This window comes from Pseudomonas sp. GW704-F2 (genome assembly GCF_059423025.1).
Genome location: NZ_JBWKXO010000031.1, coordinates 33,981 through 57,163 on the forward strand (window position 1 = coordinate 33,981; position 23,183 = coordinate 57,163).

Below are 23,183 nucleotides of genomic sequence, written 5' to 3' on the forward strand. Positions count from 1 at the left end.
TACACTATTGAATCTCCTCTACCACCGGACATCTTTGCCACTAGGGCTAAAGGCGTATATACCCTCACACCACCGCAGCCGCCCTGCTTTAGGAGGGCTTAAGGTGTATGTCGTCGTCTCATTTAATTATTTCTTAAAACATCCGTTGACGACCGAGCCGATAAACATTTAGTTTATTAACAGCCCTACCCAACGTCCACAAACACCGCGCTTATCAGCGTGGCGAGTTTCTTTGCGAGAAGAAGAAATGAACATAGTTATTTTATTGACGGCGACTGTTGTATTGCTTATCAGGATCTCTGAGCTGCTGGAACGATGGGGCATTGGTTGCCCAGGCTTCTTTTTTTGATTTCAAACCGGGGAGCTGACAGTCTGCTCCCCTAGACTTGAGCGGGTCAGCCCGGGCGATCAGGAAATGAGCCGTTGCTGAGGAGCATCTCCCATCAAAACAACCTTCCTAGTGCTTCCGGTTTCCCAGTTCATTATCACCAGTTCACCGCTGAGCTAGGCCTTGCCGGGCTTTTTTTTCCAGCTGCTGACCGTATTGCCAGCCTTGGACCATCCAGGCGATGGCCGCCGAAGCGGCGACTAAAACGCATGGTAGAAGGCCGGCGACCAACACGCGGTATTGCAGCGGAATCAGGTCGACTAGACGCATAACACCGTCGGCAGGCCTCGACTACAGTTCCGTGCCAAGCAGTACTCAAGCAAGCGGTGACGCCCATTTGTCACCGCGCTAGGACAGCAACTCAGCTTGGGCTCAGGGCGCTGCAAACGATCCGCACAGTCGCGTCGAAATTCTCCGGAGTGAGCACATCGATTGGCGCACGCCTCTTAAGTCGCTCATGAGGCTCACAGACCGCCCGATAAAGCCTCCACGCACCGGTATCCGGAAACCTCGCTAACGCAGCAAGTACCAACTTGTGCCGCAGTGGATCAAGCTGCCAATCCGGAATGCGCTGACCACGATTCCCCAGGCTGAGGGACAGCAGACGCCGAGCCTTAATATCACGATTGATCTGATCTCGGGATTTACCAGCCAATTTAGCGAAAACAATTAACGGTAAATTACTAGCGGCCTCATAGATGGCAAGCATCTCGGCGCGTTCGCGCTGGATGTCAGACACGTGAGATTTATGCGGCATTTCAGTCGGGACCGAAAGAGGTACGACAGGCGACTGGTGCGGCACGATAAGAGCTGGTTCGCCGCTAACCGAAGCCTTGGGCACCGAGACGGTTGTCATTGGAAAGATGCCGTTGAACTGAATGGAGTTTGCGCTCGCGCTTTCCAGCGACGGCAGCGAAGCAGCACCCTCCAACCGGATGGTAAGCGGAGAGCTAGCCGCTTTCAGCTGGCCCTGCCCCCAAAGATCAAGACGGTTCGCCCAGTCCTGCATCATGGTCCGGCGCTGCTCCACGTATCCCGCGTGATTGTAGGCCGCGCTCACCTTGTCCGGATCAGCATGAGAAAGCTGAGCATCCACCCAAACCTTTGGATACCCGATCTCGTTCAGCGCCGTCGAGATCGTCGCCCTCATCCCATGACCGGTGAGTTGATCGGCATACCCCATCCGACGCAACGCGCCATTCAGCGTGTTCTCGCTGATGCGCTTGCTCAGGTCGCTTCGATGCGCAAACAAGTAGCGCTGTGCGGGGACAACCTGGTCCAGCAAGTGACGCACGATCTCCAGCGCCTGAACCGACAGCGGCACTATATAAGGCGGTACATTTTGAGTCTGCTTACCTGGCTTCCGCATCGCTAGCTGGAGTTGTTTCACCACTTCCGCCGGTATGACCCACAAGCGCTTCTCCAGATCGAACTGGTCGGGTGTCGCCAACCGCAATTCGCCCGTGCGGACACCGGTCAGCAACAACAACCGAAGGCCAAGCCGAGTTTGGTTGGCGCCACCGTAGTTTCGAAGAGCAGCCATCAATGCCGGAAGCTCGTCCATTCGGAGAAACGGATTGTGCGTCACTGGAGGCTTGGGAAATGCGACCACATCAAGATCTGAAGCTGGGTTGTGTTCCAGCCCCTCGATCTTCACCAACGCATAGCGGAACAACTGGTTGAACCAGGTCCGGCATTTTTCGGCGGTCGTTAACGCCTTGCGCTGCTCAATCCTGCTCAGCAAATCCAGCAGATCGTGACGATTGATATCGTAAATGGACCGCCCGCCCAGCATGGGCAAGACGTCTTTACTGAAGATTCTCAAGATCTGCGAGAGCGTGCTCTGGCGTCCTTCCTTCAGGCTTAGCCTGCGGAACTCCACCCACTGATTAAACACCGCTTCGAAGGTGTGCTCCTTCGCAGCATGAACAGCTAGTCGCTGTTGTTTACGATGCTCGTAGGGGTTGATGCCCTGGGCAACCAAGGCGCGCGCCTCATCACGTCGGACACGGGCTTCTTTAAGGCTGATTTGCGGATAACTACCGAGAGACATGCGTTTCTGCACGCCCGCCCAGTAATAACGGAAGAGCCAGACTTTTCCGCCTCTGGCCGTCACATTGAGAGTGAGACCATCACTGTCACCGAGGGTGTAGTCATTACCGGTGATTCGGGCATGCCGAACTGCCATTTCTGAGAGTGCCATCGCGAGCTCCTGAACAGAGTCAGGGCCAGATGCTCATCTCGCTACACAATCTGCTCCAGCATTAAACCGATTCAGTGCTCGTCAGAATCCTGGACTCAATTCTGGACTTAAACGCACCGGATAGTGCTGGATTTCAGTGGTTCCCGCTGGAACGAAAAAAGGGCCTAAAGGCCCTGATTTCAATCACTTACAGAATTCAGTGGAACTCTGTAGCGCAATATTTGGAGCGGGAAACGAGACTCGAACTCGCGACCCCGACCTTGGCAAGGTCGTGCTCTACCAACTGAGCTATTCCCGCGTCTTGGTGAGGCGCATTCTATAGAATCCTCAGCACCCGTCAACCCCTTGATTCAAAAAAGTTTTATTTTTTTTCAACAGTGGTGCGCAGATGAGGCCAGGCAGCGCGTAAATACTGGAGCATGGACCACAGCGTCAGGCCGGCAGCGATGAGCAGCAAGGCGTAGCCCAGCAAGACCCAGAAGGAAAAGTCCGACGGGTTGGCCAGCAGGATCACCAACGCGAGCATTTGCGCGGCGGTTTTCCATTTGCCCATGTTCGACACGGCGACGTGGGCGCGGGCGCCGATTTCGGCCATCCATTCGCGCAGGGCCGAAACGACGATCTCGCGGCCGATGATCACCGCAGCCGGCAAGGTCAGCCACAGGTTGCCGTGTTCCTGCACCAGCAGCACCAGGGCCACGGCCACCATCAGTTTGTCGGCCACCGGGTCGAGGAACGCGCCGAACGGCGTGCTCTGTTCCAGGCGCCGGGCCAGGTAGCCGTCGAGCCAATCGGTGGCGGCCGCAACGGCGAACACCGAACTGGAGGCCATGTAGCTCCATTCGTAAGGCAAATAGAACAACAAAATGAAAATCGGAATAAGCAGGACGCGTAGAACGGTGATCAGATTAGGGATATTCATCGGCACAACTGGCTGCGAGGTGAGAAGGCATTCTACTCGCTGTGCAGATTTGCATAAATCAACTCAGCGAGCTTTTTACTGATACCGGGTGCTTTAGCTATTTCGTCAATGCTGGCACGGGAGAGCTCTTGCAAGCCACCAAAATGTTTAAGCAGATCGCGTCGGCGTGTCGGGCCTACTCCGGCCACGCCTTCCAGGGTTGAGGTTCGCCGGGTTTTGCCGCGACGGGCGCGATGGCCGGTAATGGCGAAACGGTGGGCTTCGTCGCGGATCTGTTGGATCAGGTGCAGCGCAGGCGAGTCGCCCTTCAACGTGAACTCATGGGCGGCATCATTCAAGTACAACGTCTCGAAGCCGGCCTTGCGCGTGGCGCCCTTGGCCACGCCGAGCAGGATCAGGTCGGGCACCGCCAGTTCGTTGAGCACGTCGCGAGCCATGGACAACTGGCCCTTGCCGCCGTCCACCAGCAGGATATCGGGGAGCTTGCCCTCCCCCTCCTTCAATTTGCTGAAGCGGCGCGTCAAGGCCTGGTGCATGGCGGCGTAGTCGTCGCCGGCGGTGACGCCTTCGATGTTGTAGCGCCGGTAATCGGACTTGATCGGCCCCTCCGGCCCGAACACCACGCAGGACGCCACCGTGGCTTCGCCGCTGGAGTGACTGATGTCGTAACACTCCAGGCGCTGGGGCGGTTCGTCCAGGTTGAGGACTTCGGCCAGGGCCTCGAAGCGCGCGGCCACGTGCTGTCGATTCGCCAGGCGTGCGCTCAGGGCCTGCTCGGCGTTGGTCACGGCCAGTTGCTGCCAGCGCGCCCGCGTGCCGCGCACGCGGTGGCTGATGTCCAGTTCACGGCCACGCAACGCGTGGATGGCCTCGATCAACGTCGGGAAGTCTTCATGCACCACGTTGACGATCAGTTCCGACGGCAAGTCGCGCTCGGGGCTGCTGACGTAATACTGGCCCAGGAACGCGGCCATGACTTCAGCGACCTCCTCGTCGATCCCGGTCTGCGGGAAGAAGTTCTTGCTGCCCAACACCCGACCGCCACGCACACTGATCAGGTGGACACAGGCGCCACCCGGGTTGACGAACGCAGCGATCACATCGACGTCGCCGGTTCCGCCTTCCATGCTTTGCTGGTCCTGCACACGCCGCAGCAGGGAGATCTGGTCGCGCAACTCGGCGGCTCGCTCGAAATCCAGGGTGCTCGCGGCTTGTTCCATGGCGCCGGAGAGTTCGTCGGTGAGGGCGTTGCTGCGCCCTTCGAGGAACATCACCGAATGGCGCACATCCTCGGCGTACTCCGCCGGTTCAACCAGGCCGACACAGGGCGCCTTGCAACGCTTGATCTGATATTGCAGGCACGGCCGGGTGCGGTTCTTGTAGAAGCTGTCTTCGCACTGTCGCACGAAAAAGGTCTTTTGCAGCAGGCTCAGGCTTTCGCGGATCGCACCGGCGCTGGGGTAAGGTCCGAAGTATTTGCCCTTCTGCTTCTTCGCGCCCCGATGAATACTCAGGCGTGGGAAGTCGCCGTCAGATAAAAACACGTAGGGGTAGGATTTATCGTCACGCAGCAGGATGTTGTAAGGCGGCCGCCATTCCTTGATCAGCGTCTGCTCAAGCAGCAGCGCCTCGGTTTCGTTGGCGGTGATGGTGGTTTCGACCTGGGCGATACGCGCCACCAGGGCCGCGGTTTTCGGCGCGAGGCCGGTCTTGCGGAAGTAGCTTGCCAGGCGGTTTTTCAGGTTCTTGGCTTTGCCCACATACAGCAGGCGCGCCTCGCTGTCGAACATGCGGTACACGCCGGGGCGGCCGCTGCAGGTCGAGAGAAAGGCACTCGGATCAAACGGTGTGGTCATGTCAGGCGCTGGCGTCCACCATGCCGTGGCGCACCGCGAGCAGGGTCAATTCAACATCACTGCTGATGGCGAGCTTCTCGAAAATGCGATAGCGGTAGGTGTTGACGGTCTTGGGGGACAGGCACAGCTTGTCGGAGATGGCCTGCACCTTCTGGCAGCCGACAATCATCAAGGCGATCTGGATTTCACGCTCCGACAGCACGTCAAACGGCGAATCGCTGGTGGGCTGGAAGGACTTGATCGCCAACTGCTGCGCGATCTGCGGGCTGATGTAGCGCTGGCCGGCAAATACCAGGCGAATGGCTTGTACCATCTCCGCCAGGCCTGCGCCCTTGGTCAGGTATCCCGCCGCCCCCGCCTGCAGCAGACGTGTAGGAAACGGGTCTTCTTCGCACACGGTGACCACCACGACTTTGATGTCCGGGTGGCTGCGCAACAATTTGGTAGTGGCGCCAAGACCGCCGATCCCAGGCATCTTGACGTCCATCAACACCACATCGGGTTTCAACTCCCGGGCCTTGATCAGGGACTCTTCACCCGATTCAGCCTGGCCGACTACTTGCAGGCCATCGATGTCAGCCAGCATTCGTGTAATGCCTGTACGAACGAGATCATGGTCATCGACTACTAGCACCCTAATCAAGCAGACACCTCGCGATATGGTCTTATAGGTTGCTGAACACCTTAGCAAAAAACCAAGGCGCAGACCTAGTTGCAAGTGTCATATATATAGCGCTTGAGCGCGAAGAGCGTGCCCGTCGAACGACGAGCAGCGCTGTTTCCTGGGGGAAAGGTCAGGAATCCTGGGCTACAGCTTTAATTTGCCGTTCACTTTCATCGTCAGCGAATGCTCGGCCAGGGTAGAGGTCAACCGCCTGATTGCATCCTGGTCCTCTTTGAACATGGCCCGGTAGTTGCCCAGCACTTTTTCTTCGATCTGACTCAGGTTATCCATTTGAGCTGGCGTAGGAGCCCCCGTTAATACGTAGAGCAAATCCACGCCGCGTTCGGCCACACGCGATAAATAATCGGCCTTCGGCGCCCGCCCGCCGTTTTCGTATTTGCCTTGTGCGTTCGCTTCAACGCCTCCAATTTCACCAAACACTTTTTGCGACAACCCAAGCCGCTCTCTTTCCTGCCTTAGACGCAAACCGATTCCACTCATTTGGATGTATGATCCTAAATTGGCACACCCCAAGAGGTGATACGCTGATCCCTTGGTTACACAAACTTGAACGGTTTTGAACTATGCCCGGAATTCGTACTGCTGCACAAGCCAAGGCTTGGCTTGAACACCAAGGTAAGTCGGTTCAAGCGTTCGCCCGGGAACACGGTGTCGACCCGGCAACCACGTATCAGGTGCTCGCTGGGCGCAAGAAAGGACGGCGGGGAGAGGCCCATAAGGTAGCGGTCCTTCTGGGCATGAAAGAAGGCATCATCCTTGCCGAGAATGAGCCTCTGAGGCAGGAACAAGAAATATTACCCTAGGCTCAGTATGCGCTTATTAAGCCGTTGCGCCTGTTTTGCGCAAATGAGTCACTTATTAGTCTGCGGACATGGGCCGACAATCGCGTTCCATGCACCAGAAGCACGCATCCTCACCCGCAACTTGCAAACCCTTGCGCTGATAAAGCTTTTTTGCCGGATTGGTTTTAAACACGGTCAACCGTAAAAGACCGCGACCTTGAGCGCACGCCTTGAACGCCATTTGCTCCAGTACCCAGCTGCCTGCTCCACGGCCACGGAACGGTTCGAGAATATGCAACTCGCGAATGTACAGCGCCTGGCTGTCGCGACTCAGGCTGATAAAGCCCACCACGGTATCGTCGCTGCAGATCAGCCAATTCTCGCGCCCCGCCCAGGCCACGTCGAAACCATCGTTGGACCACAGCAAACGGTATTGCGCGTAGTAGCCGCGCATGGCTTCGTAGGTCAGCGTCCGGGCAAATGAGCGGTCCTGGTCAGTCGCCGCGCGCAAGTGAAACGTCATGTCATCGCGCCCCTTCAGCCCACAGTGCTACCGCTTGACCGGTCCAGCGCCCGCCATCGCGACGGGCAATGACCAGCGCGTCGCCCACCCCCGGCGCGGCGGCAAGCACCTGCCCATCGGCGCCCCAGATAGCACTGCGTCCCGCGCACGCCCAGCCGCCCGAGGGGCCACCGTGATTGGCCATCAATACCACCAGGCCATGCTCGGCGGCGTAGCCCTGGAGCAACGCGCTGTCCGTTGCGTAGCCGCCTTCACTGATCAGCACACCGGCGGCGTATACAGTGGCGCCCGCTTGCGCAGCCTGACGTGCATGGCTGGCGTGGGAAAAGTCGGCGCAGACCGCCAGCGCGATCCGATCATCCCGCCACTCAAGCATGTCACCGCCCCGCCCCGCGACAAACGCCACCTCTTCGCCGGGATGCAGATGCTGCTTGGTGTAAACCGCAAGCGAACCGTCTGCTCCCAGCACCAACGCGGCGATCGACACGCCCGCCCCTGGCGCCAAGCGGATCGGCATGCCCACCACCGCCGTCAAGCGCAGCTCCCGCGCCATCTCGCGCAGCGGCGTCAACAGCGCGTCCTCGGGGGCGATTGCCAGCTCAACCGCCAAGGACGGCTCATACCCGCTCAACGACAGCTCCGGAAACACCAGCACTTGCACGCCCTGCTCAGCCGCTGCGCGCATGAACGCCAGGTGCCGCAGGATATTGACCGGTACGTCGCCGGCGATGGAAACGGATTGAGCAGCGGCAAGGGTCAAGGCAGTCATGGTCGCGTCCCGGCAAGCATTATTGAGTGGCCACCAGCATATCGGCACTCACCCCATAGTCGTAAGTACCTCCACACAATAGAAATTACCGATTGAATCCACCCGTGCGCCTCTAGTAAGCTGCCACCATCATTTGGAGAGCCACCATGTTGCAACTCACCCACACCCAGGTTTGCCCTGCTGCCAGCGCCTCGCGCTCGGTATCGGCTACCCGTGTGAACGGTTTGAGCGCACTGGTCAGCTTTTATTTTGGGTATTGGTTTAGCCACTGGCGCGCCTGATACCTGAAATCGGCGCCCACTGCTCAAGGGGTCGCCTACCAGAGAAATCTAACCCCCGGTCGGCTCCCCGATCGGGGGTTTTGTTTTTTCAGCCCTGAACACTTTGTTTGATCAAGACCATTTAAAGGAATCACGACATGAACTACGCCACCTATTACCGCTACGACACCAGCACTGCATGGCGATTTAGCAAGCTCCGCTCGGGACAGCCTGCCGCCTCCGATCGGTCACCTATCGGTGGCAAGCCAACACACGTAGCCACTACGGCCAATTGTCGAACACCCCAGTAGGGCAGAGCGTGCGGGAATCGCCCGCCGCTTGCCCAGGAAGCCTTGAAGATGAACTCCTCCGTCGCCGCTCTGCCCGTCTCTACCCTGACCAGCGCCAATGAAGCGCTGACCCTGCGCTTGCCCAGTTCCCTTGAACTCAAGCACCAGTTACCTCTCAGCCCATTCCTCAATGAGCAAATCCACGCCCATCGCCAAGCCGTGCGCGCCATTCTCAATGGCGAAGATTCACGTTTGCTGGTGATCGTCGGTCCGTGTTCGATCCACGACCCGGAATCGGCCATGGAATACGCACGCAACCTGAAGAAACTGGCGTTGGACGTCAGCGACCAGATGCTGCTGGTAATCCGCGCCTACGTCGAAAAACCGCGCACCACCATTGGCTGGAAAGGCCTGGCCTACGACCCGCACCTGGATGGCAGCGATGACATGGCCGCCGGCCTCAGCCTGTCACGCGAACTGATGCGTGAGATGCTGCGCCTGGGCCTGCCGGTCGCCACCGAGTTGCTGCAACCGATGGCCGCCGGCTACTTCGACGACCTGCTCAGTTGGGTCGCCATCGGCGCACGCACCACCGAGTCGCAGATCCACCGCGAAATGGCCAGCGGCCTGGGCATGCCCGTCGGCTTCAAGAACGGCACCGACGGCGGCGTCGCCATTGCCTGCGATGCGATGCACTCGGCGTCCCACCCGCACCGGCACTTCGGCGTCGACAGCCAGGGCCACCCGGCGATCATCCAGACCCCGGGCAACCCCGACACCCACCTGGTGTTGCGCGGCGGTCACCGTGGGCCGAACTACGATGCGCAGAGCGTGGCCCAGGTGAAACAGGACCTGGCCAAGTCCAAGGTGACCGCGCGGATCATGGTCGATTGCAGCCATGCCAACAGTGGCAAAGACCCGCTGCGTCAGCCGGCAGTGTTCAATGAAGTGCTGGAGCAACGCCTGCAGGGCGACACTTCGCTGATCGGCATGATGCTCGAAAGCCACGTGTTCGAAGGCTGCCAACCATTGGGCCCGGCGATGAAATACGGCGTGTCGGTGACCGACGGTTGCCTGGGTTGGGACAGCACCGAGCAGCTGTTGCGCAGCGCAGCTCAACGCTTGCGCGAACACGCCATCGGCTGAGCAATGGACACCGGCTTGCCTGCAAAGCGCGGGCAAGTCGGACGGCCGCCAACCTGGAGAGCAACCTCAAGACCCTGCAACTGACCTTGAGCGCTGCCGACAAGCTGCACCTGACAGCCCCAATGGCATCGCGCCGACGCGGAACTAAACCCCGGCCACCGGCGTGCGCGATAATTCCCGCAGCCAGGGCAATACCCGCAAGCCCGCGGCGGCCTCAGGTGGGTCGATGATGTCCATGAAGTGCTCAAGGTTGATGTTATCCGGTACGCCGGGCAAGCGGACCAGTACCTGCGGTGTCAAGCCTGCGGGTACGCCCAGGTCCAGGTGATCGTAGACCAGCACGTGGCGCACCTGGGCCTGCGGCCCACCGGCGTGGGCCGCCAAGCCTGCATTGACGATCAGCACATCAAAGGGTTCGGCCGGGATCGCCGTGAGGATCTGGACCTCTTCAAAGGTTTGCACCGGCACAATCCGGTGATACCCCAATCGGTTGAGCATTTTTTCGATATACAACCGTTGCAGGTGCTGTTCATCGGCAATCAGGATGGTCAGTGCTTTGTTCGGCATGGCAAACCCCTGGCAGGCTGTGCTCGTTGAATGAGAGCAGCCCATTTTCCAGACATATCCCGCAGACAAAATCAGGCATGTTCCCCCTTCATGTAGGAGTTGTCCCAAATCCACCGAATAACCACCCAACCGCGTCAAGGTTGATTGCAATAAACGCTCAAGCTGTGATGCAAATCATCGATCGCCTGCTCGACGTCCTCAACCGCTGCCCCCAACGCCTGGAGGTCCTGCCGTTCGCACACGGCCTCCAAGGTTTCGCAACAAGCGATCAGCGCGTGCGCCTTGACCATCCGCGCGCCGCCTTTGGCGCGGTGTGCCAGGTCATGCAACTGGGCAAAGTCGGCCTGACGTCGCAATGACGGCAATAGCCGTTGATCGGCTTCCAGACTGTCGAGCAGCGGCATCAACAATTCGTTGAGCGCTGCATGATCGTCCCCCGTCAGCATGATCAGCGCTCCCAGATCGAACGCCGGTTCGGCTTGCGGCTCGCATAGGCTCGCCATGCGCGGCGCCAGGGCCGATCGCAAGTCTTCGAGCCCGGTGGGCTTGAACAGGCACCCGTCCATGCCCGCCTGGCGACAGCGCTCGGCTTCTTCGGGTTGGGCATTGGCGGTAAACCCCAGCAGCAGGCACGGCACCAGGCCTCGCTCGTGCTCTTGAGTACGAATATCCCGCGCCAATGTGTAACCGTCCTTCAGAGGCATATTGCAATCGGTGATCACGCCATCGAAGTGCCCGGCCTGCCACAGCGCGAGCCCCTGTACACCGTCCTCGGCCGTGGTAATGCGATGCCCCAGGAAGCTCAACTGCCGGGCCAGCAGCAAACGGTTGGCCGGGTAGTCATCCACCACCAGGATACTCAACGCGCGTGTCGGTGGGCTGTGCGCAGCAGGCGCCGAAGCCGGCGCCGGCAGCGCGGCCGCCAGGCTCAGCGCCACACTCACGTCCACCCGGGTGCCCTGCCCCAGCACGCTGCTCAGGTGCAACTGACCGCCCATCATTTCGCATAGACTGCGACTGATCACCAACCCCAGGCCGGAACCGCTGCGCGCCGATTGTTCAGCGTTGCTGCCCTGGCTGAACGGGTTGAACAGCCGCTGCTGGTCCTGAGCACTGATGCCCATACCGGTGTCTTGCACCCACAACCTGAGCCGCAGTTGATCCTCGGCGACATCGCCCTGGGCACCCAGTTGCACCTGGCCTTTGCTGGTGAACTTGATGGCATTGCTGAGCAGGTTCGAAACCACCTGCTTGAAGCGCAGCGGGTCGATCAGCACCGGGCGATCGAGCGCCGGATCGAGCGTCACCCGCAGCGCCAGCCCTTTGGCCCGCGCGAGGCCTTCGAAAACCCGCACCACCGAAGCCAGCAGCTCACGCAGGTTGGCGGGCTCCTGGGCCAGGGACAGGTGGCCGGATTCGATCCGGGCGATGTCCAGGATGTCGCCGATCAATTCCAGCATGCCGCGCGAGGCTACCGACGCCACTTCCAGCGCATCGCGATCCGCCCGACCTTGCTCGGCGCTTTTGAGTGCCAGCTCGATCATGCCGATCACCGCGTTCATCGGCGTCCGGATCTCGTGGCTCATGGTGGCCAGGAACGTCGTCTTGGCGCGGTTGGCGGCGTCGGCATCGTCCTTGGCTTCCTGCAACTGGCCCAGCAAGCGGTGGCGCTCACTCACATCCACCCAGCCGGCAATCATACCCACGACCTTCTCGTCGCCGTCGCGGTACGGCAGCATCCAGTGGTAAATCGTGAGGACTTCGCCGCCCGGCACCCTGAGGATCCGGTCATGAATCTGCGGCTCGCCCCGCGCCATCAACTTCAGGTAGTCGTCATGGTACGACTGGGCTTGCGGCGGGTTACCGGTGTCGGTTTCCACCACGGTCTTGCCGATCACGTCTTCGAGCTTGAAACCGAACACGTCGAGGTAGGCATTGTTGCAGGCCATCAACCGCCCCTGGCGATCGCGCACGTAAATCGGGTGAGGCGTGCCGTCGATCAACACGCTCATAAAGCGCATCTGATCGCTCAACGCCCGCTCGGCCTGGGCGCGCTTGCGAATCAGGCTGCGCAGGTAAAAGGCCCAGCACAGGGTGATCAACAACAGCACCGCGGCGAGACTGAAACCCTGGATGATTGCGTTGCGATGGCGCAGCCAGTAGCTGTCTTCAATGATGATCTCGCTGCGCCAGTGATTGGTCAGCTCATCCAGCTCCTCAGGTGTGATGCTCAACAATGCCTTGTCGAGGATCGAATACAGCTCCAGTTGGCTGCGGTTGACGCCAAACGTGATCCGCGCCGGCTCCGTGCCGACGGTGCTGGTCATACGCAAGCGGTCGCGGTAATGACGCGCAATCATGTAGCGCGCACTGATGAGCGAAATAACAGTCGCATCGGCCCCGCCATTGGCCACCAACTCCATGGCGGCTTCGGGGTTTGCGCTGTCGATAAACTCAATACCGGGGTAATCCCGCGTGATTTGCTCACCCAGGCTGTTGCTGCGAATGAACGCCAGGCGCTTTCCGGGCAAGTCTTCCAGGGTAACCAGCCGCTCGTCTTCGGCGCGCACCACCAGCACATACGGGTTGGACAGGTAAGGCCGGGTGAAGCGCAACTTCTCGGCCCGCTCGACGCTGGGGGTAATCACCGCCAGCATGTCTGCCTGGCCAGCATTGACCTCATCGATTTGTCGAGGCAACGAACTGCCCTTCACCACATCGAACTTCAGGCCCGTGCGCAAGCTGATCCGCGCCAGCACCTCCGCGCTAAGCCCTTCGAATTGCCCTTGCTCATTGAAAAACGACAATGGCACGAACTTGTCGAGCACCGCCACTTTCACCCGCGGGTGTTTCTCCAGCCAGCGCTGCTCGCTGTCACTCAGGCGCAGCCGTTCGGCTTCCATGAAACCGCTGCCGCCAGCACTCCAGCGGCGCAGAATATCCATCTGCTGGTTGACCGGCACGATGGCCAACGCGGCGTTGATGATATTGCGCAGGCGAATATTGTCCTTGGTGAACGCAAACCCGAAAGGGTTGACCTCCAGGCCGGAAAAATCCGCCACGCGCACGTTATTGAGGTGGTTCTTGTTGATCAGGTACCGGGTGCTGATGGCATCGCCCAGGTACGCATCGGCCCGGCCGAACGCCACCGCACCGATGGCTTCGAAGGTCGAGGCAAACAGTTGCAACTGCGCGTGGGGGTAGAACTGCTGCACGGCATCGGGCTGCATGTAGTGATACAGCATGGCCACGCGTTTGCCGGCCAAGTCCGCGCTCAGGGCCTGGGTGTCTCCGATGCGGGTGACCAGGGTGGGTTGATCGTTGGCGTAAGAGCGTGACAGCTCCAACTCAGGGTCTGCGGCTTCATAGCCGTTGGCCGAGCCAACGAAATCCACCGCGCCCTGCTTGAGCGCTTCAATCACTTCATCGCGGGTATCGTAGCGTCGCACCTCGATGATGATATTCAACGCCTGCGCCACCAGCGCCGCATAATCGGCGGTAATGCCCTCAAGCTCGTCGTTGTTGTTGCTCAGGTCGAATGGCGCGTAATCCGGCGCCGACACCCCCATCACCAACGTGCGCCGCTCACGTAGCCAGCGCCAGTCGGTTTCATCCAGCGTCAGGCTGGGGTTTTCGAGCTGAGAGTGCCCCAACAGGAACAGTGCATGTGGCTGATCGACGGCCACTGCGATCATGGGCAACAGGCCCATCAACAAGATCGCGGCGAGCCGCTTAAACACAGTGGCAGTCATTTCAGATCAGATGATTGCGCTGGGCGAACTTGGATAAATGCACGACGGAGGACATGCGCAACTTCTCCTTCAGGCGGGTTTTGTACGTGCTGATGGTCTTGTGGCTCAGCAGCATGTCCTCGGCGATTTCCTTGTTGCCCAGGCCCAGGGCCAGCTTCTGCAGCACCGTCAACTCGCGGTCCGAAAGAGCTTCCACCAACTCGTGCTCGGAGGTCTGCAAATCATCGCGGCGCACCGAACTGGTGGGCAGGCTGGGAAAGCAGCTGTAGTTGCACATCACAGCCTTGATTGCTTTTTGCAGCTCGTCCAACTCGCCGGTCTTGGCGACAAACCCCATGGCACCGGCCCGCATGCACCGGGTCGAAAAAAACACCGCCAAGTAGGACGTGAGCACCAGGATCTTGCACGGCAGGCCCAAGGCCTTGATCCGACTGATGACCTCCAGGCCACCCAACTTGGGCATCGCCAGGTCGAGAATCACCAGGTCCGGACGCCCTTCTCTGGCCTTCTGCACGGCATCCGCGCCATTACCCGCTTCATCAATTTCAGTAAAACCTTCCTGTTTCAACAGAAATTTGACAGTGGCACGAATAAACGGGTGGTCATCCACTACTAACGCTTTGCTCATAAAACACCCCTGAGAGGACAAAGTACGCTGACACATCACACGGGACGCAGCCACCTGTGAGAATTGACAGTCCCGACGAACGGTACGGTCCCTCAGAGCGCCAACAGACGGGTGCCTGGTCCCTTCCCTTGAAAATCACCACGAACATATGAAGCCATATCATTGCTGCCGGCCAGCCGCAGCGATCAACCTTAGCAATGGGGTGATGTTTCTTACGAAGGGATAATCCTGACTGCGTGTAGGACTTTTCCTTACAAAAGCATAGCCAATCCTGGGTCTACCTAGGCTTGACCAGGATGGATCAGTCGGTGGTACTTGGGCTCCAGAAAGCCTGCACCACCAGGCTCGACATGGAAATGCGCGTCACCAGGGCGTCCAGTTCATCACCGTCCACGGAAGTGGCCGCCAGGGTCGCCTCGATCTCCACTTCTTCGCTGCCAAACGGGCGCACATCGACATCGCTGGCGGGGTAGTTGCAACGTGCCAGCTCCGCTTCCAGCAACACCATGACCGCCTGTTGCTGGCTACGCCGTGCAATCACATAGAGGATGTTGGTCACCTCCGCCGACACCACATCCAGCGGCTGGCGGTTGATGTTATTGACGATCGGCCGCAGCAGCGTATTGGCCGCCAGTACGAACAACGTGCCCAGCAGCGCTTCGAGGATCAGGTCGGCACCGGCACAGGCGCCCACCGCGGCCGAGGCCCAGAGGGTGGCGGCGGTGTTGAGCCCGCGCACGTTGCCTTCTTCGCGCATGATCACGCCGGCCCCCAGAAAGCCGATGCCCGACACCACATAGGCGACCACCCGCACAGCACCGTCTGCACCGCCCAGGCGGTTGGCCATGTCGACGAAAATCGCCGCGCCCACTGCGACCAGCACGTTGGTGCGCAAGCCCGCCGTGCGCTGGCGGTACTGGCGCTCGAAGCCGATCAAGCCGCCGAGGATAAACGCGGCGGTCAGGCTGACCACGGTATCGATCAGGGAATCGAGGTTGATGTTGTTGATTGCCTGCATAAAAACTCCATGAATGCGGCGGCAGCCCCACTGCCATCGCGGGCAAGCCTGGCTCCCACCGGGCCCAGGGGCGTTCGATACAACTGTTATTGCCAGCCAAACTTACGGATGTAGTAGCCCTTTACCGCCTGGGTCAACGCCATGTACCCCAACAGAATCACGGGCAGGAACACAAAGTACAGCGACGGCAACGCCTGCAGTTTGAAGTAGTGCGCCAACGGCCCCATCGGCAGGAAAATCCCCACGGCCATGATCACCCCCGTCATCACCATCAGCGGCATTGCCGCACGGCTTTGCAGGAACGGGATTTTCGGGGTGCGGATCATGTGTACGATCAGCGTCTGGGTCAGCAACCCCACCACGAACCAACCCGACTGGAACAGGGTCTGGTGGTCCGGGGTGTTGGCATCGAACACATACCACATGAGTGCGAACGTGGTGATGTCAAAGATCGAACTGATCGGCCCGAAAAACAGCATGAAACGGCCCACATCCCCCGGTTGCCAGCGTTGCGGCTTGGCGAGCATGTCTTCATCGACGTTATCGAATGGAATCGCGATCTGCGAAATGTCGTACAGCAGGTTCTGCACCAGCAAATGCATGGGCAGCATCGGCAGGAACGGAATGAACGCACTGGCGACCAGCACCGAAAACACGTTGCCGAAGTTGGAGCTGGCGGTCATCTTGATGTACTTGAGCATGTTGGCGAAGGTGCGCCGGCCTTCGAGCACGCCCTCCTCCAGGATCATCAGGCTCTTTTCCAGCAGGATGATGTCAGCCGCTTCCTTGGCGATGTCCACCGCGCTGTCCACCGAAATACCGATATCGGCCGTGCGCAGCGCCGGTGCGTCGTTGATCCCGTCGCCCATGAAGCCCACCACATGGCCGTTGGCCTTGAGCAGGCGCACGATGCGTTCCTTGTGCGACGGCGTCAGCCTGGCGAATACGTTGGTGGTTTCCACGGCCTTGGCCAGTTCGGCGTCGGTCATGTCCTCGATGTCGTTGCCCATCAGCAGGCCTTGCTGCTCCAGGCCCACTTCGCGGCAGATCTTGGCGGTGACCAGTTCGTTATCGCCCGTCAGCACTTTGACGGCCACGCCGTGGGCCTTGAGGGCCTTGAGAGCAGGCGCGGTGCTTTCCTTGGGCGGATCGAGGAAGGCCACATAACCGATCAACGTCAGGTTTTTTTCATCCGCCAGGTTGTAGGTATCGCGCCCCGCTGACATCGGCTGCGCGGCGACCGCGACCACCCGCAAGCCTTCTTCGTTGAATGCCGCGGTTACTTGGCGGATGCGCGCCAGCAACTCATCGGTCAGCGCTTCGTTGGAGTCACCGTGGCGCACCCGGTTGCACACCGACAGAATCTCTTCCACCGCGCCTTTGCAGATCAACAGGTGCGGCTGGCCTTGCTCGGCCACCACCACCGACATCCGGCGCCGGTTGAAGTCGAACGGGATCTCATCGACCTTCTGGAACGCGGTGGCGACTTTCAGCTCGCGATGCACCTCCACGTGTTCCAGCACCGCCACGTCCAACAGGTTTTTCAGACCGGTCTGGTAGTAACTGTTGAGGTAGGCCATTTCCAGCACGTCGTCGGACTCTTCGCCCCACACGTCCACATGGCGCGCCAGGAAAATCTTGTCCTGGGTCAGCGTGCCGGTTTTGTCCGTACACAGTACGTCCATGGCGCCGAAGTTCTGGATCGCGTCCAGGCGCTTGACGATGACCTTCTTGCGCGACAGAAACACCGCGCCCTTGGCCAACGTCGAGGTGACGATCATCGGCAGCATTTCCGGGGTCAGGCCCACGGCAATCGACAGCGCGAACAGCAGCGCTTCGGTCCAATCGCCCTTGGTGAAACCGTTGATGAACAACACCAGCGGCGCCATCACGAACATGAAGCGAATCAGCAGCCAGCTGACTTTGTTGACGCCCTGCTGGAACGAGGTGGTCGCGCGATCCGTGGCGGTGACGCGCTGGGCCAACGCGCCGAAATAGGTGCTGTTGCCGGTGGTCAGAATCACTGCCGTCGCCGCGCCGGACACCACGTTGGTGCCCATGAACAGGATGTTTTCCAGGTCCAGCGGGTTGCGCGTCTTGGCATCCTTCTGCTGGGCGAACTTCTCCACCGGCATCGATTCGCCGGTCATCGCCGCCTGGCTGACGAACAGGTCCTTGGCATTGAGCACGCGGCAGTCGGCGGGGATCATATCGCCGGCCGACAGCACGATCAGGTCGCCCGGCACCAGTTGCTTGATCGGCAGCTCGATGGGTTTGGCCGCCTCGCGGCGCAACACCGTCGCGGTATTGCTCACCATGTCCTTGAGTGCGTCGGCAGCCTTGTTCGACTTGGCCTCCTGCCAGAAACGCAGCAGGGTCGACAGCACCACCATGGAAAAAATCACCGTGGCGGCCTTCATGTCTTCGGTCAGCCAGGAGATCACCGCCAGCAAGGTCAGCAGCAGGTTGAAGGGGTTCTTGTAGCAATGCCACAGGTGGACCCACCAGGGCAGCGGCTGTTCGTGTTCGACTTCATTGAGGCCGTATTGCTCCCGCAACGCGTCGGCTTCCTGGGCGTCCAAGCCTTCGGCGTGACTGCCCAGGGTGCCCAGCAATTGTTCCGCGCCGCTGTTGGCCGCAGCCACCAGGGTTTGCGCCAGGCTCGGCGGGACTTCGCGGCTGACGCTGGCGTCGGTGACGCTGTCGAGCAGTGCCAGGCGACGGAAATGCCGAGCGATATGCCGGGTCCGCAGGAAGCCGGCAAAGAACTCTTTCAACAGAGTGAAGTTCATGGTGTTACTCCTGCGCGAGGAAACCGTCGTGCAGGTACGGCCAACTGCGCCGCGCCCGATCAAAAAGGCACAGCCAGCCTGGCCCGCCCGCCGCAAAAAAGGCAGGCGCGTCCGTAGCAACCTGAGGTGAATCAGGTGCTGGTCAGCGTCGATGAGAGTGGATCGAGGCAGGCGCCAGGACTGGTCGCTGCCGGGATGCCGCTTCTCGCTGTTTGGCGAGACAACGGCATCGGAAGAATGCGCGTTACCTTGCCAAGTCTGTGCCGGTTACCGAAACCGGCCGACGACTGTCACTTGAACAAGTACCCACTGAGGGTCTCCGCTATTGATGAAAACGCGCGAAGCTTACGCCCCGATTACAGGAGAGTAAACCGTAAGAAAGTACCTGCATGATGAATAAGAGGATTCTTCAGGATGGGTTCAGGAACCCCTATCTTGAAGCCCTCCAAGGCTTAAATGTGGGAGGGAGCTTGCTCCCGATGGCGATGGTGCAGCTAGAGATAAGCTAACTGCCCCACCGCCATCGGGAGCAAGTCGAGTCGTCACACCACCCCTCCCACAGGTTGAATGTGTCTATCCGCAGCTAAGGTGCAACAGGTCGATCTCGCGGCACCCGTATCAGGTAATCATCCACCTGCCCACCCACCAGCGCCTTGACCTGAATCGACACCGTATTCAGCTGTCGCCCCATCCTGACTCCCTCGCGAATACGCACCGGCATATACCCCAGTTTCGGCCAGAAACGCTCGGCCTTGCGATTACCGACCACCACCGTCAGGCGCAGCCACTCGGCCCCCTGCGTGACGGCCCATGCTTCGAGGTCGGCGTGTAACCGCCGCCCTCAATCATCGCGCGTCAGTACTTCCAGCAATTCAATTTCAAAGCGCAAAGGGCTGTTCGGCTTGATATGCGCGCCCATCGAACGTTCGCCATACGCCAGGTGCGCCGGTACGAACAATGTGCGTACACCGCCGACTTGCATGCCCATCAACCCCTGGTCCCAGCCCTTGATCACCCGGCCCGTTCCAATCACACACTGAAACGGCTTGCCCCGTTCCCACGACGAATCGAACACCGTGCCATCTTCCAGGGTGCCGGTGTATTGAGTGGTGATCAACGCGCCCTTGACCACGGCCTTGCCGGTGCCGGGGCGGATGTCGGTGATCTGGAGTTGTTCGTCGCTCATGGGGGGCTCTCGTTGACTGCGCAAAGGCTGGGGTTTTCCCAGAATTGGGTGGGTTTGGCAAGTGTAGGAAGCGTCGGCTCAATGACATTTCTCTTTAACCTGCGGGGCGTTTCCGCCGGCTGGGCGGCACCTCGCGCAGGGGAGTTACTTCGAGATCGCACTCGATGAACATAATCGGAGGGGGGGGCGGTGAATTGGTCGCTGGAGTACATGAAGCCGCGCTCGTACAGAAAGAACCTCCAGCTGTGGAGGGGCGGGTCCCATTATCGGTCGTCCGTCATACACCGCCCCAACTAATTAACTCGCACCTACTGTCTTTCATGAGGCTCGTTCACCTACGAAAGACTGCGAAGCACCCTAATCGAAAATAACACTCTGCTTATTTCCTGCCTCCAATATTCAAGCTCAATCTATAAGACACCAATCAGTACTGAACAAGGAAAACAGAATGACCATAGGATCTGACTTCAACTACCCCGCGGACATAGCGCAACAGCATCAACGAGGCAAGCGATCCGCTACTCATCATTGGAAAGCTAGATTCCCTAACCCGCCAGACTTATGTTTTGACTATCGCACCCTAGTAGAACAAAAAAATGGAGTCGCCATAGCGACTGAAACCAATCATAAAATCTGCATCATAGGTGCTGGCATTACAGGTTTGACGAGTGCACGGGAACTACATAGATGTGGCTTCACAAACATAACCTTACTCGAAAAATCAACGCGCATTGGTGGCAGACACTTCACAGCGCTTGGAAACAATAACATCAACACTATTGGCAGGCCGCCTTTTGAAATGGGTGCAATGAGAATGCCTTTTTTCAACAAATCAAATGAGTCGCCCAAAGATGGGCGTTCACTCATGGCCTATTACGCTAGCGAATTTAATTTAACTCACTCAAATTTTCCAAACCCCGGCAGCCCTACGGTTCGATCAACTGGAATATATCTGCGGGAAGGCAGTATAGATGGAAACAGCCAACCAACAATGCTGATCTGGAAAAATACCGACGGAAAAACGCCGCCGCCTGGCGATACCCTAGGAGCAGTTTTTGCAAAATGGAAAACATTCGCCGAACGTATGACCACGAAAGTCAGCGAGTTCTATGGCACTGAGCACTGGGAAAGTATGTGGTCAGCCATAGTAAAAAAATACGAAGGTGTTTCATTTCGTGACTTAGTTAAAATGCCAACCATAGATAGGTGGTATCAAAGGGACCCTGGTCATTTCGGCGGTATGGGCATGACTGCAGATGAGTCTGCCGTTTTTTACTCCATCGGAATTGGTGATGGCAGTTGGGGAGCATTCTATGACGTTTGCTCGCTTTACCCACTACGCACAGCTATATTTGGATTCAGCAGTCATCTACAGTTGATCCATGGACGGGTAAATGCGGATGGTGTTCCCATAGCCTCACCGTATTTGAACGCAATAGAAACCGTGGATTCGAAAGGACTTAAGTTCAACAAGCCAAATTACATTGGACTTGCTGCCCTGGCTGAATCCCTGCTTTTCATAAAGCCAAATGAGACCCGCGAATCATTATACGAGCATTTGGTAAATCGTGAATTCGGATTAATCACCAACAGCTCAGTAACAAAACTAAAAAAACTTACAAATGGAAAAATACGAGTACATTATGACTGGAACACCTCACAGCCAGAAATAACGGAGAAGCATTTCATCGACTTTGACTCCGTGATAGTGACGCTCCCATCCTGGCTGATAGAAACACAAATCTTACTAGAGGGATTCAATCATGAAATGCTTCCTTTCGAAATAATAGCAGCCTATAAAACTGCTCACTGGGAAACCAGTTGCAAGGTGTACGCCCCACTTAAAAAGACCTTTCTCTCAAACAACAACAGCATTCCTCAAGCCATAGTAACTGACAGCTTCATACATGACATTTACACCTATCGCTACAATGACAATAGCACCTATGACTGCATCCTACTCAGCTACACATGGGAGGACGACGCAACAAAGCTATCGCTATTCAGCGACAACGAACTTGTCGACAAATGCATAGATGAACTCGACAGAATCCTCTTAAAATCAACGAACATAAGGCAAAAGATATCCCCCTATATAGGACGAAAACAGGCAATCGTTCAACGATGGATGAATGACAAAAACTCGCTTGGCTGTGCGAAGCTTTACCGGCCAGGCACCTATTATGACGCTGTCAGCCTAATGAAATACAATAGAGATTTTTCTCACAAGTCTGGGCTTTATCTTTCCGGCGAGTCTTTCTCCGTCGATGCAGGCTGGACCGAACCCTGCTTCAGGGGCGCCATTGATGCGGTGATCAATATATGCAGCAAAACCCACGCAAATTTTAATGGTGGCTTTAGCATGCAAGACTACCCTGAATTTCAAACCGAAAACTAACAAAGCTTGAGAGACGGACTACAACACAACAAGAATCATCCGACTTCCAATTAAACACTTTATCACCTCTTATAAACATTCAACCACCCCGGTTGCATAACAATAAGAGGTCACATCCATGAGCGAACCAACGAGCCCCGCCCGCATCGCTGTCATTCAACTTGATCCCCAGGTCGGCATGGCCAATAGAGCCGATAACCTGCGTCAAAGTCTTGCCCTCGCCACCGAGGCCGCAAACGGCGGTGCCACTCTGATCGTGCTGCCTGAGCTTTCCAATTGCGGATATTTTTTCAGCAGCCGTCAGGATGCCTTTGATCACGCCGAGGCGGTTCCAGACGGTATCAGTGTGCGAGCGTGGATAGACTTTGCATGCAGCCATCAGGTGTATCTGGTTGCCGGTCTGAACGAGATAGACGGTCATCAGTTGTTCAATACTGCCGTACTGCTCGGCCCCGGTGGGTTTATTGGAAAATACCGCAAAGCTCATTTGTGGAATCTAGAAAAGCTTTGGTTCACACCTGGTGATACAGGTTTCCCAGTGTTTGAAACGCCGATCGGACGCATCGGCTTACTGATCTGCTGGGACATTTGGTTCCCAGAAGTGCCGCGCATTCTAAGCCAGCAAGGCGCCGATATCATTTGTAGCCTGAACAACTGGGTTTGGACACCTCCTCCGCTGTTCGATGAGGCGGGTAAATGCATGGCGTCGTACCTGACGATGACCGCCGCCCATGTAAACAACGTGTTCATCGCTGCCGCCAGCCGCATTGGCGAAGAACGGGATGCCCGTTACCTCGGATGTTCGTTAATTGCCGGGACCAATGGCTGGCCAATCGGCGCTGTGGCTTCGGCCAACCGCCAGGAAATCCTGTTTGCCGACATCGATATCACCAGCGCCCGTAGCGCACCGATCTGGAACAGCCTTAACGATCTGCATCGCGACCGACGCAACGATCTCTACGATCAGATGCTCGGATATTCGCAACATCCTGCTCTACCGCGCTAATCGGAGGGCACA

At 58.2% G+C, this 23,183-nt stretch carries 18 protein-coding genes, 1 tRNA gene and 1 pseudogene; 5 read left to right on the top strand and 15 right to left on the bottom strand.

All coding sequences use genetic code 11. From position 1 onward, the window contains the following. Positions 1–749 precede the first annotated feature (749 nt). From AC07W0_RS22790 to AC07W0_RS22815, 6 genes are all read right to left on the bottom strand, one after another. Positions 750–2,591, bottom strand: a complete 1,842-nt coding sequence (locus AC07W0_RS22790) for a tyrosine-type recombinase/integrase (protein WP_102617808.1) — start codon at positions 2,589–2,591, stop codon at positions 750–752. Positions 2,592–2,813: 222 nt separating this feature from the next. Beyond that, positions 2,814–2,889 (bottom strand) — tRNA-Gly (locus tag AC07W0_RS22795). A gap of 63 nt (positions 2,890–2,952) precedes the next feature. Further along, positions 2,953–3,513 carry a CDP-diacylglycerol--glycerol-3-phosphate 3-phosphatidyltransferase gene (gene pgsA / locus AC07W0_RS22800; protein ID WP_017847081.1) on the bottom strand — a complete coding sequence of 187 codons (561 nt, stop codon included), beginning with the start codon at positions 3,511–3,513 and terminating at the stop codon, positions 2,953–2,955. Positions 3,514–3,545: 32 nt separating this feature from the next. Next, entirely contained in the window at positions 3,546–5,369 is a 1,824-nt protein-coding gene (uvrC, locus tag AC07W0_RS22805; protein ID WP_017847080.1) for an excinuclease ABC subunit UvrC, read from the bottom strand. A 1-nt stretch (position 5,370) separates the two neighbouring features. Further along, entirely contained in the window at positions 5,371–6,012 is a 642-nt protein-coding gene (gene gacA / locus AC07W0_RS22810; protein ID WP_026140040.1) for a response regulator transcription factor GacA, read from the bottom strand. A gap of 165 nt (positions 6,013–6,177) precedes the next feature. Continuing rightward, a complete protein-coding gene (locus tag AC07W0_RS22815) occupies positions 6,178–6,534 on the bottom strand; it encodes a helix-turn-helix domain-containing protein (protein ID WP_046485884.1) in 357 nt (118 codons plus the stop codon). An 83-nt stretch (positions 6,535–6,617) separates the two neighbouring features. Here AC07W0_RS22815 and AC07W0_RS22820 point away from each other — a divergent pair, with 83 nt between their 5' ends. After that, positions 6,618–6,857 carry a DNA-binding protein gene (locus AC07W0_RS22820; protein WP_046384003.1) on the top strand — a complete coding sequence of 80 codons (240 nt, stop codon included), beginning with the start codon at positions 6,618–6,620 and terminating at the stop codon, positions 6,855–6,857. A 55-nt stretch (positions 6,858–6,912) separates the two neighbouring features. On the opposite strand, the gene AC07W0_RS22825 is transcribed toward AC07W0_RS22820, so the two are convergent. After that, positions 6,913–7,359: a GNAT family N-acetyltransferase gene (locus AC07W0_RS22825; protein WP_102617809.1), complete on the bottom strand. Its 447-nt coding sequence runs from the start codon at positions 7,357–7,359 to the stop codon at positions 6,913–6,915. A 1-nt stretch (position 7,360) separates the two neighbouring features. Next, complete coding sequence (locus AC07W0_RS22830; protein WP_102617810.1) at positions 7,361–8,128, bottom strand: carbon-nitrogen hydrolase family protein; 768 nt, start codon at positions 8,126–8,128, stop codon at positions 7,361–7,363. Between the two features lie 146 nt (positions 8,129–8,274). Between AC07W0_RS22830 and AC07W0_RS22835 the strand changes: the two genes are divergently transcribed. Together AC07W0_RS22835 and AC07W0_RS22840 are read left to right on the top strand one after the other, a co-directional pair. Further along, positions 8,275–8,409 carry a hypothetical protein gene (locus AC07W0_RS22835; RefSeq protein ID WP_256350929.1) on the top strand — a complete coding sequence of 45 codons (135 nt, stop codon included), beginning with the start codon at positions 8,275–8,277 and terminating at the stop codon, positions 8,407–8,409. A gap of 338 nt (positions 8,410–8,747) precedes the next feature. After that, positions 8,748–9,824 (top strand): 3-deoxy-7-phosphoheptulonate synthase, encoded by a 1,077-nt coding sequence (locus AC07W0_RS22840; protein WP_102617811.1) that lies wholly within the window; start codon positions 8,748–8,750, stop codon positions 9,822–9,824. Between the two features lie 144 nt (positions 9,825–9,968). Here the strand turns inward: AC07W0_RS22840 and AC07W0_RS22845 are convergent, their stop codons facing one another. From AC07W0_RS22845 to AC07W0_RS22875, 7 genes and pseudogenes are all read right to left on the bottom strand, one after another. After that, positions 9,969–10,391 (bottom strand): ANTAR domain-containing protein, encoded by a 423-nt coding sequence (locus AC07W0_RS22845; RefSeq protein WP_102617812.1) that lies wholly within the window; start codon positions 10,389–10,391, stop codon positions 9,969–9,971. Between the two features lie 134 nt (positions 10,392–10,525). Beyond that, positions 10,526–14,143 carry a transporter substrate-binding domain-containing protein gene (locus tag AC07W0_RS22850; RefSeq protein WP_102617813.1) on the bottom strand — a complete coding sequence of 1,206 codons (3,618 nt, stop codon included), beginning with the start codon at positions 14,141–14,143 and terminating at the stop codon, positions 10,526–10,528. Between the two features lies 1 nt (position 14,144). Further along, on the bottom strand, positions 14,145–14,771 hold the full coding sequence (locus AC07W0_RS22855; protein ID WP_017847071.1) for a response regulator transcription factor: 627 nt from the start codon (positions 14,769–14,771) through the stop codon (positions 14,145–14,147). 301 nt (positions 14,772–15,072) lie between these two features. Further along, positions 15,073–15,789 (bottom strand): MgtC/SapB family protein, encoded by a 717-nt coding sequence (locus AC07W0_RS22860; protein WP_017847070.1) that lies wholly within the window; start codon positions 15,787–15,789, stop codon positions 15,073–15,075. An 86-nt stretch (positions 15,790–15,875) separates the two neighbouring features. Continuing rightward, complete coding sequence (gene mgtA, locus AC07W0_RS22865) at positions 15,876–18,581, bottom strand: magnesium-translocating P-type ATPase (protein WP_102617814.1); 2,706 nt, start codon at positions 18,579–18,581, stop codon at positions 15,876–15,878. Between the two features lie 583 nt (positions 18,582–19,164). Then, a pseudogene (locus tag AC07W0_RS22870) lies at positions 19,165–19,419 on the bottom strand (GNAT family N-acetyltransferase); the annotation flags it as partial. Between the two features lie 3 nt (positions 19,420–19,422). Continuing rightward, entirely contained in the window at positions 19,423–19,767 is a 345-nt protein-coding gene (locus AC07W0_RS22875; protein ID WP_017847066.1) for an FKBP-type peptidyl-prolyl cis-trans isomerase, read from the bottom strand. Between the two features lie 448 nt (positions 19,768–20,215). Here AC07W0_RS22875 and AC07W0_RS22880 point away from each other — a divergent pair, with 448 nt between their 5' ends. Both AC07W0_RS22880 and AC07W0_RS22885 read left to right on the top strand, forming a co-directional pair. Then, entirely contained in the window at positions 20,216–22,165 is a 1,950-nt protein-coding gene (locus AC07W0_RS22880) for a flavin monoamine oxidase family protein (RefSeq protein ID WP_102617815.1), read from the top strand. Positions 22,166–22,283: 118 nt separating this feature from the next. Then, on the top strand, positions 22,284–23,171 hold the full coding sequence (locus AC07W0_RS22885; RefSeq protein ID WP_026140038.1) for a nitrilase family protein: 888 nt from the start codon (positions 22,284–22,286) through the stop codon (positions 23,169–23,171). Positions 23,172–23,183 lie beyond the last annotated feature (12 nt).

What these genes read in the sequence shown, in the direction of transcription:
- AC07W0_RS22790 (WP_102617808.1), bottom strand. Translation starts at nt 2,591, where the DNA reads ATGGCACTCTCAGAAATGGCAGTTCGGCATGCCCGAATCACCGGTAAT.
- pgsA (WP_017847081.1), bottom strand. Translation starts at nt 3,513, where the DNA reads ATGAATATCCCTAATCTGATCACCGTTCTACGCGTCCTGCTTATTCCG.
- uvrC (WP_017847080.1), bottom strand. Translation starts at nt 5,369, where the DNA reads ATGACCACACCGTTTGATCCGAGTGCCTTTCTCTCGACCTGCAGCGGC.
- AC07W0_RS22815 (WP_046485884.1), bottom strand. Translation starts at nt 6,534, where the DNA reads ATGAGTGGAATCGGTTTGCGTCTAAGGCAGGAAAGAGAGCGGCTTGGG.
- AC07W0_RS22820 (WP_046384003.1), top strand. Translation starts at nt 6,618, where the DNA reads ATGCCCGGAATTCGTACTGCTGCACAAGCCAAGGCTTGGCTTGAACAC.
- AC07W0_RS22825 (WP_102617809.1), bottom strand. Translation starts at nt 7,359, where the DNA reads ATGACGTTTCACTTGCGCGCGGCGACTGACCAGGACCGCTCATTTGCC.
- AC07W0_RS22830 (WP_102617810.1), bottom strand. Translation starts at nt 8,128, where the DNA reads ATGACTGCCTTGACCCTTGCCGCTGCTCAATCCGTTTCCATCGCCGGC.
- AC07W0_RS22835 (WP_256350929.1), top strand. Translation starts at nt 8,275, where the DNA reads ATGTTGCAACTCACCCACACCCAGGTTTGCCCTGCTGCCAGCGCCTCG.
- AC07W0_RS22840 (WP_102617811.1), top strand. Translation starts at nt 8,748, where the DNA reads ATGAACTCCTCCGTCGCCGCTCTGCCCGTCTCTACCCTGACCAGCGCC.
- AC07W0_RS22845 (WP_102617812.1), bottom strand. Translation starts at nt 10,391, where the DNA reads ATGCCGAACAAAGCACTGACCATCCTGATTGCCGATGAACAGCACCTG.
- AC07W0_RS22850 (WP_102617813.1), bottom strand. Translation starts at nt 14,143, where the DNA reads ATGACTGCCACTGTGTTTAAGCGGCTCGCCGCGATCTTGTTGATGGGC.
- AC07W0_RS22855 (WP_017847071.1), bottom strand. Translation starts at nt 14,771, where the DNA reads ATGAGCAAAGCGTTAGTAGTGGATGACCACCCGTTTATTCGTGCCACT.
- AC07W0_RS22860 (WP_017847070.1), bottom strand. Translation starts at nt 15,789, where the DNA reads ATGCAGGCAATCAACAACATCAACCTCGATTCCCTGATCGATACCGTG.
- mgtA (WP_102617814.1), bottom strand. Translation starts at nt 18,581, where the DNA reads ATGAACTTCACTCTGTTGAAAGAGTTCTTTGCCGGCTTCCTGCGGACC.
- AC07W0_RS22875 (WP_017847066.1), bottom strand. Translation starts at nt 19,767, where the DNA reads ATGAGCGACGAACAACTCCAGATCACCGACATCCGCCCCGGCACCGGC.
- AC07W0_RS22880 (WP_102617815.1), top strand. Translation starts at nt 20,216, where the DNA reads ATGACCATAGGATCTGACTTCAACTACCCCGCGGACATAGCGCAACAG.
- AC07W0_RS22885 (WP_026140038.1), top strand. Translation starts at nt 22,284, where the DNA reads ATGAGCGAACCAACGAGCCCCGCCCGCATCGCTGTCATTCAACTTGAT.